We start from the raw sequence: 12,945 nt of genomic DNA on the forward strand, positions 1-12,945 counted from the left end.
TCTGTGGTCGATGGTGGGTCTTCTAACCGCGCGGTGCGGGAGCTAGCTCTGTTTCGGTGGAATCTGCAAGTTCGTTCGGGGCCTCAGGAACTATGTCTTCGAATCGCTTTACCGGGGCCCCGTCGGCCGATTCGAAACGTCGGCCCCAACCGGTAATAATCGAGAAGATCATTACTGCACTAAACAAGATGGGATAGAAGGATACAAACGCCACGGTGATGGGAGATATCACTGGCATACCCTCGACACCCGTTGTCAGCTGGTTGATGATGAAAAGGAACGCGCTGAAAGAGGGGACGATGCAGGCAATACCCGCGGCAAACGCCTCCATTACATTCGCCCGCCGATACGGATGAAGCTTCGCACGAGCGCCGATTTCATCGGCGATAGCGGAGAACGGAACGATCGAAGGGCCCACAACCCCGGCAAACATGGTGGTTGTGATCGTTTGGCCGACTGCAATGGCGGTTTCCGCACCACGAGGACTCTGCGTCCAAGGTCGGCGCGATAGCGCATTGATGATAATTTCGAATATGCCCGCTTCACGTACGATCCCGATCATCCCGAAGACCGCTATCGACAGGCCGATCAGAGGCAGCATTCCATTGACACCGTCAAAAAGGAAGCCTGTCGGAGCGCCGTCCGCAACGAACATGATGTCCTTCGGCGTGATCAGTCCTGCGATGAGAGCGACGACGGTACCGCTGACGACGCCGACTGTGATGGCAAGGTAAAGATTTCGCTTCCAAAACGCGACCACGATGAGTGCGACGACCGGAAGCAACATGACAAGTCCGAGCGGTGAGTATCCGCTGGCGTCGACCGAGCCACCCGCGGCTGGTGGTGCGGCAATATTACCCAGTACCAGGAACAAGATCGCGCTGATCCCAGCGGCAGTCAGCGCGTATTTAGCACGCGTGCCAACCACCCCGGCTACTTCAGCACTACCTTTACGTCGACGATAGCGTTGCGTGGATGCCGAAACAATTGTGGTATCAGATATCGGAGCAAGGCTGTCGCCGAACATAGCACCGGAAAAGATCGCACCCGCGAGCAACAGTGCATCCGCACCGACGCTAGCACCAGCAGGATAGAAAATCGGGAACGCAGTGAACAAGGTTCCCAGGGAGGTTCCAGTCGCCATCGACATGGCGCAGCACGCAAGAAAGACGATGGCGATGAATAGGCCGCCTGTCACGTTCAATTCGGCAGCAAGCCAGACAAAGCCTTCTGAAACTCCTGTGGATTCAAGCAAAGACGACAAAGGACCGACGACAAACAAGATCATCACTACAGTCATCGCAATAGTGTTCGCTAGGCCCGCGATCACGCTGTCCCAGAATCGGGTGTACTCCTTGGCGAAAACTCCGGCAACTATAATGCCGACGATGCCAGCGGTTGTAAGTGCCGTCGTGTCAAACGCTTTGAATACAACGAAGTATACGACTGCGCCTGCGATAAAGATGATTGGAGCGATAAACGCACCGAAAGTGCCAACTCGGAATTGAAGTGGTTTGTTGGTATTCAAGTTGATGGCGCCTTTCTTGATCGGATGAAGCGGAATATGAATGCCTAGCGAGGATCCTGGCTCATCTAGGAAGTAGGAATAGCTTGCGTCCTAGACGACTTTCGAACCGGTAATAACGATCTGCACGCTCACCATTTACGGTGGTGCGTGCACGGTTCATCATCTGAACGACAGTGTCCAGCGACGGCACCATGCCAAGAATCGTGATTGGAAACTGCAAAGACCCCGGCTGACCGACAAGGAAGAAATCGTCGTCAAATGAATGCAATAATTCGAACCCAAGCGCCTCCCAGTCTTCGAGGAGATGCTGCAAGGTTGGTAGTGCGACGTTGTTACGTTCATCGTCGCTCGCCTCGTACCATGAATCGCGGCAGGCCATTAGGACCATGACGCGGTGGGGTGGCTCGGCAGTTGGTTTCACGAACATCGTAGAGACACTCCTAGGAAGTAGGATTGTTGGATAACTAGGGTTGAAAGGGCCTTGTCCAATCGAGTCAATATCTCGCTTCTGTGACGCCCGTTACTTTAGTATACGTAAATTTTTTTAAATTGCACTACATTTTTCATAACCTGCAATCGTTGAGGACGAAATATGAGCTTTCCGTTGCGCGTGCGACGACTCCGCCAGGCTAAAGGGCTAAAAGCAAATGAACTCGCTGAGTCGGCAGGAATCTCAGCTTCCATGCTCAGCCAGGTTGAACGGGGTCTTGTTGACCCGAGCCTCGAGACTTTGCGCCAGATTGCTCAGGTCTTGGATGTTCCGCTGTTCGAACTATTCGTTCCAGAGGTTGACCGCGAGCAGATGCACGTCTTGCGCGCAGGTGACGAGATGACGCTTACAACAAGCTCCGGGGATTTGAAGTACCGTCGTAAGTCGACGGTCGGAAAGCAGCTCGAAGTACTTGCAGGGGAACTGCTACCGGGCGGCGTCTCGCGCGAGACTGTATGGAGCCACGAAGCGGAGGAATGCATCGTGGTGACCCGTGGCCGGCTCGTGATTGAGACTGACCGCGAACGCCTAGAGCTATCTGAGGGCGACAGCTGCCACTTCAATTCCCGAATTCCCCATCGCTTCGTGAACGACACGGAGGAAGGTGTCGGGTTTATTGTCGCAGTGACTCCACCGAGCCATTGACACCAAAGCCTGGCCAGAAAGCCAACGAGCTGCGTTTCAACGATCGCTCAGGCATTAGGTGGCACGTGTGCATGCATCGATCAATATATGTGTGCTCTGGGATGGCCGTTGAGCAAGTCAGCCCGCAACTGCTACTCGTCTTCTATGCAAGCACCCTGGGAGAATGGCCCTATTTCTTTCCCGGGTCTGGCAACGGCAATGGAGATAATCTGTCGGGATGTTTCGTTCACAGCCCACTTCATCCACGAACTCGGGCGTTCAAATAGAACATCCGCAATGGTTGTTCCAGTACTCATTGCGGTTGGCTCAGAGCCTGCTGAGTCTTGGAGAAGTGTTCTCCAGTTCGCTACGGAGAATCGTGTTCATTCACGGCAAGCGCCCCTGCAGGTGGCAAAGTTTCAAATGACTTACGACATGTGTTTGCTGCCCTCGGTGCGGATCACGCTATCGGAACCGACTACCAACAGCAAAGGAATGAGCTGTCATGATGTTGTGAGATACGCGTTCGTAGGAGAATGAGCGCATGTCCAAACGTCAGAAATTCACCCCCGGGCTTCCGTGCCGAAGCAGTCGAACTGGCGATCTCGTCCCAGAAGAGCCTGGTCGAGGTCGCAGCTTCCCTGGGCATTTACGAGGGAATCCTGGGCAATTGGGTCCGTGCCTACCGCGCCGAGCATCCTGAAGCGGAAACAGAGGAACGCGGACCGGTGGAATGGGCCCAGTACAAGTTGCTGCGCAAGGAACTGTTGGAGGTGAAACGGGAGAACGACTTTTTAAAAGAATGTGTGATGTCTCGACACAGCGGTAACAATCCTGTTTCATCACATCGGTGACTTATCCCTCCTCAGGCATGTTCTGGAACTTCGCCTTCGCATGCCGCAGACTCAAATACGTGACCCCGTCAGGAAACGGGAAATCATATTTCGTGACCAGCTCGCCATCCATCGAAACCACCATCAGCTCCTCGGCATCCCAGATGACCTTCACGTGGGTGGAGCGCAGCAACTTGCCCAGATAGAGCTGAACCCCGGCCACCTTCATGCACCGGTTCTTATTCACTTTCATCAGCTGGCTGCCTGCAGGTTCCATCTGATCAGCCCGCAGCGTGGCGCTGAGCTTCACCGGTTCCGGCGCCACCTCCGGAACCGCAGCCGGGGCTTGGCCCGGGCCTCGGCAAGGGTGGCAAGGGCTGCTTCGGCGATGGTGGAGCTGGGCGTGGTGCTCAGCTTCACCCATTCACCTGGCGCCAGCGGCTGCGGAATCGGCGTGGCATCCTATGCTTCCTGTGGCGTGCAGCGATCCTCCAGGGACTGGTGGCCACGCTGGGTATTGTAGGCCTGGTCAAAGACATCGACCTGAGCTTGCAGCTCGGCAAGGTCCTTGGCGAACGGCCGCTTCTTCAGCCACTTGAACAAAGTCGAATGGAACCTCTCATTCTTCCCCTGGGTCGTGGGCCTATACGGTTTGCCGGTGATCGTGGCGACGCCCAGGCTGTTGGCGTAGGCGACCAGTTCGCTGGTGACGCCCCGGCGGATTGGAATCAGGGCATCCCCGTTATCTGAGTTAAGCCGATATCGGCTTAACTCGGATCGAGGAACGCAGTACACCTCGTACGCGTTCCAGGCATGGTGCGCCGTGCAGGGCGTGCACCAGTCGATGGGCCGCACCGGGGGTTGGGATAACGCCGTCGCTGAGTCGACCTTCTCGACGATCAAGAACGAAATGTATCATCACCAGGCCTTCACCAGCAGGATGGCAGCGCATACCGCGGTGATGGAGTACATCGAGGTCTGGTACAACCGGAAGCGCCCGCATACAACTAATGCCGGGCTCAGTCCTCAGGCGGCGCTGGACTCGTATTGGGAAAGGAATTCTCTGGCCCTTGCGGCTTGAGGATATTTAGAAGAGATTAAAGATCGTGTCTCAGAAACTTGACCAGCTCAGAAGACCTGCGGAGGCGTGCCTCCGCAGGTCTTCGTTTCACTTCTATGGGCTTAGTGCCCCTTGAAGGCTTCGGCCAGCCACCAGGCGCCGCCGTCCGAGGCGATCTTCGCGTCGATGACCAACGGCCCCTGAGGGTCTGAATCCAGCCATGTCTGCACCGCCTGCAAATCCGACACCGAACGCACCGTAATCCCCTGGGCCCCGAACCCGCGCCCGATAGCGGCGAAATCGGTTTCTGGGAATACCACCGAGCCCATGTCCGGAGCCTCTTCGGCCTCGCCGAAGTGGTGCACCTCTGCACCATAGGCCGCGTCGTTGTAGACAATGCATACCAGCGGCAGTTTTAGGCGCACCGCGGTATCAAGTTCGGAGATGGCCATGTGGAAGCCGCCGTCTCCGGTGCCCAGCACCGGCAGCCGCTCTGGCTGCGCCAGCGCCGCGCCGATGGCCGTGTATAGGCCAAGGCCGATGGACTGGAAGGCCTGGGTGAAGCAGAAGCCGTGCTCGTCCGGCACATCCAGGAACTGGCTCGGGTATCCCATGAAGTTGCCCGAATCCACGCTCACCACGCGTTCAGCCGGCAGGATCTCGTCCAGTGCCTTGGTCAACGTCCGCGGGTCGATGGACGATCCGGTGGACAGGTCCGCGTAGCCGACCTGCTGCCACCGGGCCTGGGAACCGATGCGTTCCTTCACGTCCTCGGTGCGGTAGCCCCGGTGCGGCGCGGTCTTCTGGGCCAGCAGCAGCTCCAGCACGTCCTTGGCGCATTCGGCGCTGTCCCCCACGATGCCCAGGTCGACCGGTCGGTTCGCGCCCAAGGCCGGTTCGTCCAAATCCACCTGGACCACCTTGGCACCGCGTCCGATCAGGTGCCCGTGGCGCATGGTCCACATGTTCAGTGCGCAACCGAATCCGACAATCAGGTCCGCGCCGGAGATGAGCTCGGCGGCCAGCGGGGAGGAGAAGCCGCCGGAAATGCCCAGGTTGAATTCATCCTCGTTGAACAGTCCCTTGGCCACGGCGCTGGTAGCCACCAGTGCGCCGGTATGGCTGGCCAGTGCAAGGATCTCCTGCTTCGCGTTGCGGCCTCCGCGGCCGGCAACGAATACCGGACGCTGGGCATTTTCCAACAGGACCGCCAGGGCCCGCGCGGCATCGCGCGAAGGGCGGATCGGTTCGCGCGGCACGATCTCGATTTGCTCTGTTGTTTCCGGGGCCGGCAGGGCCTGGACGTTCAGCGGAAGATTCAGAACCACTGTCCGGCGGTCGTTGACTGCGGTGCGGTAGGCGCGCACCGTATCGGCCACCGCGCTCTGCGCGCTGTGGATCCGCTCGGAGACCGCGTAGACGGAGGCCGCAAACGAGTCCTGGTCCATGGCGAAGTTGGAGTACACTGCGCTGGGAGCGGCCTCGGCTGCCAGCACGATCATCGGCGTTCGAGACTTGGCCGCTTCCCCGATGCCGGTGGCGGCATTGGTCAGCCCGCAGCCCTGGTGCACCGATACCACCCCGACTTCGCCGCTGGTGCGCGAGTAGGCGTCGGCCATCGTCGCCGCTCCGCCCTCGTGGCGGGCGGCTGTGTAGGGCACGCCGTGTTCGATCAGGGCATTGGTAATGGTGAAGTTTCCGCTGCCGACAACTCCGAAGGCATGACCCACGCCGAGCTCCGCGAGGGTTTTTCCTACTAGTTCTGCAACATTCATGGATGTTTCCTTATTATCGTGCCGGGGTGCCGATAGCTGGCAGATCCGGGTTCGGGCCGCAGCGGCCGGGGCTGGTCCAGGATGGTCGAGGCGGCCCGCGCTCATCCTTGCTTGGAGCGCGGGCTGGGCCGCTACATCAGCGCCAGCACTCGCGTCGGCGCACCGGTGCCGCCCACGATGGGCAGCGGTGCGACAACGATCATCGCGCCGAACATGGGCAGCTTGGACAGGTTTTTCAGCGACGTGATGCCGTACTTGTCATTGCCCAGCAAGAAATTGTGCATTGGGAACGGCGGGTCGAGCAGGGCCGCGTTGCCCGCATCGATACCCACGGTTTCCACGCCGACCCCGGAGATGTCGAGCTCCTCGGCGATGTACCGGGCGCATTCGGCGGTGAACCCCGGTGTATGCGATCCATTGTCGTCCAAGTTCAGGAAGGCGGCACGGTCCTCGCCGTACTGGTCCCAGCCGGTGCGGAAGAGCAGCCAAGCATTGGCCGGAAATTCTCCGTGCGCCTCCTGCCAAGACTTCAGATCCTCGACGCTAATCAGGTAGTCGGGGTCGGCTGCTGCTTCCGCACTGAAGTCGAGCACCACCGCGGGTCCAACGAGACGCTGCGGATCAATCTGGGATACGTCCTTGCCCTCCCGACCCGAGATCCAGTGCACCGGGGCATCGATGTGGGTTCCGATATGCTCACCGGTGTGGATGTTGTGGTGCTTCCAGAACGGGCCGGGCTCATTGTAGGCCGACACCTCTTCGAGGCTGAAGTCGATCAGGTTCGAGAAGGGATCCGGCAGAACCAGCGTTGGGGTGTCCTTGGACAGCGGAGCGGTGAGGTCCTGGACCGTCACCGATCCGGCAGCCAGCGACGTCAGCACGTGGGTTAGTTGAGTCATTACGCCTCCATGAAAAGGGAAAGAATCATATATGGAATATTCGTGACGATCGTCACGAAGTTTGCATGAGCACAATCTATCAGTCGTAGTTTGCGCTGGGAAGAGTTCGGCAGTCAATGACCGACTATTTCCTGCGGCGCTTGGCTGCGCGTATCAACTGCTGCGCCGCCAGGTGGCCGGAGCCGCCGCCCAGTCCCGGACCGGGATGGCTTGCCGCGCCGATATGCCAGACGCCCTTCACCGGCTGCCGGCCGCGGCCCGCCGCGGGCATCGGGCGCCACAGCAGATTCTGGAACAGCTCCGCAGATCCGCCGTAGGGGTCGCCGGCCACGGCATTCGGGTTGGCCTGTGCCAGCGCCGCGGGACTGATGACCTTGCGGGCCAGGACCAGGTCCTTGAAGCCCGGGGCGTATGCCTCAATGCGCGCCAGCACCCGGTCGACGTACCGGTCCACCAGTTCATCGCTCCAGCCTTGGGACGTATCCAGTTCCCCGGCGGCGTCCCCCTTCGGGGCAAAGGGCACTTCCTGCAACTGGATCCACAGCGTTGCCTTGCCTTCCGGGGCACGGCTCGAATCCAACACGCACTGCTGGCCCACCACAATGGTCGGCTCGGCCGGAAGCAGGCCCGCCTCGGCCTGGGCGCAGGCGATCGCCGTGGAGTTCGAGCCGGTGCCCAAATGGACCAGCGGTGTTGTTGCCAGCCGCTCGTCGCTCCACGGCACCGGTGCATCTAGCGCGAGGTGGATCTGCATCGCGGCCCGCCCGGGAAGGTAGCTGCCCGTGCCGAGGGGGAAGGTCTTCGCACTGTCCTGCTCCCCCAGCAGATCCTCGTAGAGTCCGGGCACCGAGGCGGAAGCCAGCACCGCATGCTGTGCGGTGAAGTCCCCGCGATCGGTGGACACTGTCCGAACCCCGCCGTTCAGGGATCCGATCTTCTCCGCCTTCGTTCCGGTATGGATCTTCACCCCGCGTTCGATCAGCAGCGCTTCGAAGGCCTTCAGGAAGTTCCCGGCGCCGCCTTCAACCACCGGAAGCCCGAACTGGTGCATGCTGGCGGCCATCACGGGGAGCATGATGCCGCCGCTGGCCTGTTCCGGGCCCAACCCGGCGTGCAGCAGCCACGGGGCCCACAGCTGGTCTGCTTCAGTTCCCGCGAAACGGCTCCGGGTGTAGTTGCGCCCGCTCATCAGCGCCTGCCTCACCAAGTTCTGCGCGTTGCCCACCCCCATGCGCAGCGCCTTGAATCCGAGCTTGGCCAGGGCCGGCCAGGTCATCTCGCTGCCCAAGGCTCCGAAAACCACAGGCGCTTGGGCGCCGAACTCCTCCATCATCTGCAGGTAGGCCAGCCGGTCGCCGTCATTTTCGAACAGGTCCGCGGTAGCCTTCGGGTCGCGGGTGGCCATCGACGTGAGCCGCCTGCCTTCGGCGTCGGTTCCGATACTGGCGGTCACCCACTGTGTGCCGGCGTCCTCGGTGTTGCGGTAGCGCAGGCCATGGCGGTGGAGGTCTTCGCCCAGGGCCGCATAACCCGGTCCCGAGACGAACAGCGGATGCCAGGAGGAATACGTATCGTGGATGAATCCGGGCAGCGTCAATTCCCCGGAATCGATGAACCCGCCGATCTTCTCGTGCTGCTCCAGCAGCGTGACCGAGGCCCCAGCGCCTGCCAGTTCCGCGGCGGCCACCAGGGAATTGATTCCCGAACCGATGATGACGTAGTCGCTGTGCATCTTCTCCCCTACTGTTGCAATTCTGGTGGCTCAAGCGCCTGCGCCGGAAAGGCGCAGGCGCTTGGGTCTACTTGAAATCCGGATGAAGCTCGGTGCTGTGGTACGCCCCGGCGTGGAAGACCAGCGGGTCCCCGTCGACCCGCGAGTACTTTTCCACCTCACCCACGTAAATTACGTGATCCCCGGCTTCGTGGCGAGCCACTGTCCGGCATTCGAACGTGGCTACCGCGCCGTCGAGCAACGGCAGTCCGGCGACGCCCTCGGAGATGCTCACTCCGGCGAACTTGTCATCGGCTGGGGTGGCGAACTGGCGCGAGAGCACGTGCTGCGAGGATTCAAGCACATTGATGGCGAAGTGCGTTGCCGCCTCGAAGTCAGGCAGCGACGGGGCGAATTTGCTCGGGCACCACAGCACCAGCGGCGGATCCATCGACACCGAGGTGAAGGAGTTGGCGGTCATGCCGACCTTCGCGCCCTGCGGGGTGCGGGTGGTCACCACGGTCACGCCGGTGGCGAACTGGCCCAAGGTGGTGCGGAAGTCGCGCAGGTCGAAGGCGGCGCCTTCCTCGGCGACGATCCGCTCGACGAAGCCCGCAGCTTCCTGGCGGTCGAACCACCAGGGGAACAGCGTCCGGGGATCGTCGAAGCCGTTGGCGAAGGAATCGGCGAGCGCCTGGTGCTCGCTGGCCTTGGCCAGCACCTCCAACTGCCATCCGTCCTTGCTGCGCAGCATCGAGTTGGTCCACACCGTGGAGAACTGGCCCCAGCCGCGCCAATATTCGTCGAAGGTCCGCGTCATCCACGCCTCGTCGAAGGACGCGTCGCCGTGGATGTGGATCGCCCGGGCGTAGTGGTCGGCCGCGAGGGTCGCGTTGTTGGAGCCTTGGCCGGTCACCGGGTCGTTGAGCATGATCGCGTCACCCAGGCCCAGCACGGCGCGCCCGCCGGGCAGGCTGCCCACCGCATGGCGCACCACCGGGGTGATGCGCCCGCGCAGGCAGGCGCCGGGATCATTGAGCTGGCTGTCCTTGAACAGCTCGTATTCGACCGGGAAGTGCTCGCGCAGGATGGTCAGGGAGGTCTCCCAGTGCCCTACGGCATCCGAGACGGTGTCCCAGCAATCCATCGGCCCGCCCGGGATGCCCTCGAAGACCATCATCTGGCAGGCGCCTTCGGTGCTCAACCCCGGGAAGGTGAAGAATTCGCCGACGCCCGGGAGCATGTTCATGCGGATTTCGTTCGTGTTCTCCGGCCCGCTGTTCTGGGCTGGCTTCACGTAGGTCACCGCGACGGCGCGCTGCGGACGGTCGTAGGGGCTGCGCGACTTGTCGGTGGAGAAGATCTGCCCGAGTTCGCCCTTGCCGGTGCACACGACCACCAGGTCGTAGATCGCCGCCAATTCCTCCAGGCGCTTCACGTTGAGCTTCTCGATGCGGAAGTCTCCTCCGCGGGTGATGAACTGCTCGATCCAGTGCGCGCACTTCACGCGCTGGTCCACGGACATTGCAGGGTTTTCCAGCGATCCGTGCCAAGAGATGGCCTCGCCGTCATCGGGCTTGATGTTGAAGGTCATCCCGGTGATGCCGATGCTCTCGCTGTCCGCGCCGGGGATGTCCAGCGGCAGCTGGACCCGCAGCGCGGAGGAGAAGACGCACTGGCTGGAGGTGATCGTTCCGCTGCGGATTTCGGCCGCGGAGCGGTCGGAGAACAAGGTGACTTCGTGTTCCAGCCGCTGCAGTTCCAGGGCCAGCTGGGCGCCGGATTCGCCGGCGCCGACGATTGCAATTTTTCGCATGATGTTGCTCCTTGGCGGATCTAGGCCACGGTGTTGAACGAGGCCTGGTAGTCTGCGGCGCCCTGGGCGTCCAGGAACCATGAGCCGAAGTCCGGCGGGTAGTCGAAGCCGTTGGCGAAGCGCTGGGCGATGGCGGGGTTCTGCTGCGCGGCGGCGAACAGGCCCAGTGCGTGCTCGGCTGGCGGGGCCAGCATGGTGTTGGTCCAGCGGGCTACGTGCTGCGCGTACTTCCAGTACTCCTCGAACATCGAGGACTTGAACGAGTCGTCGTAGGCGGCGTCCCCGTGGCCGAAGATCGAGGCCAGGTAGCTGGCGGCGCACTTGGAGGCGTTGTTCGAGCCCTGGCCGGTGATCGGGTCGTTGAGCACCACCACGTCGGCCATGCCCACCACGGTCTTGCCCGAAGGCAGGGTGGCCAGCGGGTGGCGCACGGTTGGCGGGAAGCGTCCCTGCAGCACGCCGTTGGGATCGGTGAGTTCGACGTTGGCGCTGCGCTCGTATTCCCATGGCAGGTAGGTGCGCAGCACACGCAGCGAGTTCTCCAGGTGCTCTGCCGGGGTCAGCCCCTTCCAGGAGTCCATGTCCGAGCCGGGCAGGCCTTCGAAGACCATGATCTCGCACGGTCCGGTGGTGGTCAGCGCCGGGAAGACGAAGTATTCGCCGACGCCCGGGATGACGTTGAAGTTCACTGCGGAGAATTCCTCGCGCGGGGTCATGCCGTTTACGTAGGTCAGGGCCAGTGCGCGCTGCGGGGCCGCGTAGTGGCTGCGCTGGTCGTCGCGGGTGAACAGCTGGGCGATTTCGCCCTTGCCTGCGGCAACCAGGACCATGTCGCTGTTTTCCGCGTAGCGTTCCAGTTCGGCGATGCCGGCGTCCTCGAAGACCAGGGTGCCGCCGCGCTTCTCGAATTCGGCCATGAAGGCCGGGAACTTGACTCGCTGGTCGATGGACTGCGCCGTGGCGTCCAGCCGGTGGTCCCAGCTGATGGCCTTCACGCCCGGTGCTTCGGTGGGCGCGATGGTGAAGGAAATCCCTTCCACAACCGGTGCATCCGGCCAGAGGTCCAGGCCCAGGGCGCGTTCGTGTCCCAGCGCCTGGTCGAACATGCACTGGCTGGAGGCGATGGAACCGTCGCGGATCTGCTCCGGGGTACGGTTGGAAATCAGGGTGACCTGGTAGCCGGCATCCAGCAGGCCGATGCCCAGCTGCAGGCCGGACTGTCCGGCGCCGACGATGGTGATGTGTCGTGAATCCATGTTCGTCAATCCTTCGGGTTTTGTGGTATGCGGGTGTTGCGTGGCAGGCTGGCTATTCGGCGGCGAGCAGCGGGATGGCAGGTTCGTTGCGTTCCGGACCCAGAGCGGAGTATCCGCCGTCGGCGGCCCAGTCCGCACCGGTCACGAAGGATGCCTTGTCCGAGAGCAGGAAGGCGACGACCTCGCCGACTTCCTCGGGGCGGCCGACCCGACCCAGGATGTGGAACGGCGCGGCCACGGCGTCGGTCTTTTCCAGGTTGCCGCCGCTGAGCGTGTCCATGATCTTGGACCAGGTCCAGCCCGGGCTGACCGAGTTCACCCGGATGCCGTCGGCGGCGAGGTCGGCCGCCATGGAGCGGGTGATCTGTACCAGCGCCGCCTTGCTGGCCGGGTACAGCCAGCGGCCTGTCTGCGCCACGGAGCTGGAGATCGAGGTGAAGTTGACGATGGCTCCATGTCCGGAGGCGGCCAGCAGCGCCCGGGCCGCGTTGGCCAGCACCACGGCGGAGACCACGTTGATGTTCAATGCCGTCAGCCAGTCGGCGCGCGGCGAGTTTGCGCCTTCGTCCAGGTAACTGCAGGCCAGATTGACTAGTCCGTCGAGCTTGCCGAAGCGCTGCGACACGGAGTCAATCAGCGAGCCGATGGCGCCGTCGTCGGTGATGTCCAGGGTATGGAATTCGACCTGCGGAATCTGCTCGGCCAGCTGCGCGCCGCCCTCGGCGTCGATGTCCACGACGATGACGTGCGCTCCGGAGCGTGCCAGGCACTGGACGATTCCCACGCCTACCTTGGTGGCCCCTCCGGTCACCAGAACGACGCGATCCTGCAGTTCTTCCATTGCACCCCTCGGCTTTCCCATGCTGTGATGCATGTCATAATTGGTGTTCTGGATAGAACTTACTCCGCTTCAGGGGTGCGTACTATCCGCTGCACGCAGCAGATATCCAAAG

General features: G+C 61.9%; 9 protein-coding genes and 3 pseudogenes. 3 read left to right on the forward strand and 9 right to left on the reverse strand.

Annotated elements, in window-relative coordinates; genetic code table 11:
* Window positions 1–22 precede the first annotated feature (22 nt).
* Together DFO58_RS05935 and DFO58_RS05940 are read right to left on the reverse strand one after the other, a co-directional pair.
* Complete coding sequence (locus tag DFO58_RS05935) at window positions 23–1,528, reverse strand: Na+/H+ antiporter NhaC family protein (protein ID WP_113606621.1); 1,506 nt, start codon at window positions 1,526–1,528, stop codon at window positions 23–25.
* A 61-nt stretch (window positions 1,529–1,589) separates the two neighbouring features.
* A complete protein-coding gene (locus tag DFO58_RS05940; RefSeq protein WP_113606622.1) occupies window positions 1,590–1,955 on the reverse strand; it encodes a hypothetical protein in 366 nt (121 codons plus the stop codon).
* Window positions 1,956–2,120: 165 nt separating this feature from the next.
* Here DFO58_RS05940 and DFO58_RS05945 point away from each other — a divergent pair, with 165 nt between their 5' ends.
* Together DFO58_RS05945 and DFO58_RS05950 are read left to right on the forward strand one after the other, a co-directional pair.
* Window positions 2,121–2,663, forward strand: a complete 543-nt coding sequence (locus DFO58_RS05945; RefSeq protein WP_113606623.1) for a helix-turn-helix domain-containing protein — start codon at window positions 2,121–2,123, stop codon at window positions 2,661–2,663.
* A gap of 523 nt (window positions 2,664–3,186) precedes the next feature.
* A pseudogene (locus DFO58_RS05950) lies at window positions 3,187–3,436 on the forward strand (transposase); the annotation flags it as partial.
* A 61-nt stretch (window positions 3,437–3,497) separates the two neighbouring features.
* Here the strand turns inward: DFO58_RS05950 and DFO58_RS18730 are convergent.
* Window positions 3,498–4,234 (reverse strand): annotated as a pseudogene (locus tag DFO58_RS18730) (integrase core domain-containing protein); the annotation flags it as partial.
* Between the two features lie 10 nt (window positions 4,235–4,244).
* Between DFO58_RS18730 and DFO58_RS05965 the strand changes: the two are divergent.
* Window positions 4,245–4,556, forward strand: a pseudogene (locus tag DFO58_RS05965) (IS3 family transposase); the annotation flags it as partial.
* Window positions 4,557–4,657: 101 nt separating this feature from the next.
* Here the strand turns inward: DFO58_RS05965 and DFO58_RS05970 are convergent.
* From DFO58_RS05970 to DFO58_RS05995, 6 genes are all read right to left on the reverse strand, one after another.
* Entirely contained in the window at window positions 4,658–6,310 is a 1,653-nt protein-coding gene (locus DFO58_RS05970; RefSeq protein WP_113606626.1) for a thiamine pyrophosphate-binding protein, read from the reverse strand.
* A 131-nt stretch (window positions 6,311–6,441) separates the two neighbouring features.
* On the reverse strand, window positions 6,442–7,209 hold the full coding sequence (locus tag DFO58_RS05975; RefSeq protein WP_113606627.1) for a cyclase family protein: 768 nt from the start codon (window positions 7,207–7,209) through the stop codon (window positions 6,442–6,444).
* Between the two features lie 124 nt (window positions 7,210–7,333).
* The gene (locus tag DFO58_RS05980) at window positions 7,334–8,941 is read right to left on the reverse strand and encodes an NAD(P)/FAD-dependent oxidoreductase (RefSeq protein ID WP_113606628.1); all 1,608 of its coding nucleotides are present in this window, start codon (window positions 8,939–8,941) and stop codon (window positions 7,334–7,336) included.
* A gap of 67 nt (window positions 8,942–9,008) precedes the next feature.
* Entirely contained in the window at window positions 9,009–10,736 is a 1,728-nt protein-coding gene (locus DFO58_RS05985; RefSeq protein ID WP_120989665.1) for a flavin reductase, read from the reverse strand.
* Window positions 10,737–10,756: 20 nt separating this feature from the next.
* Window positions 10,757–11,992: a styrene monooxygenase/indole monooxygenase family protein gene (locus DFO58_RS05990; protein WP_120989667.1), complete on the reverse strand. Its 1,236-nt coding sequence runs from the start codon at window positions 11,990–11,992 to the stop codon at window positions 10,757–10,759.
* A 52-nt stretch (window positions 11,993–12,044) separates the two neighbouring features.
* Complete coding sequence (locus tag DFO58_RS05995; protein ID WP_120989669.1) at window positions 12,045–12,833, reverse strand: SDR family oxidoreductase; 789 nt, start codon at window positions 12,831–12,833, stop codon at window positions 12,045–12,047.
* Between the last annotated feature and the right edge of the window lie 112 nt (window positions 12,834–12,945).

The organism is Arthrobacter sp. AG1021, assembly GCF_003633665.1.
Taxonomy (GTDB): domain Bacteria; phylum Actinomycetota; class Actinomycetes; order Actinomycetales; family Micrococcaceae; genus Glutamicibacter; species Glutamicibacter soli.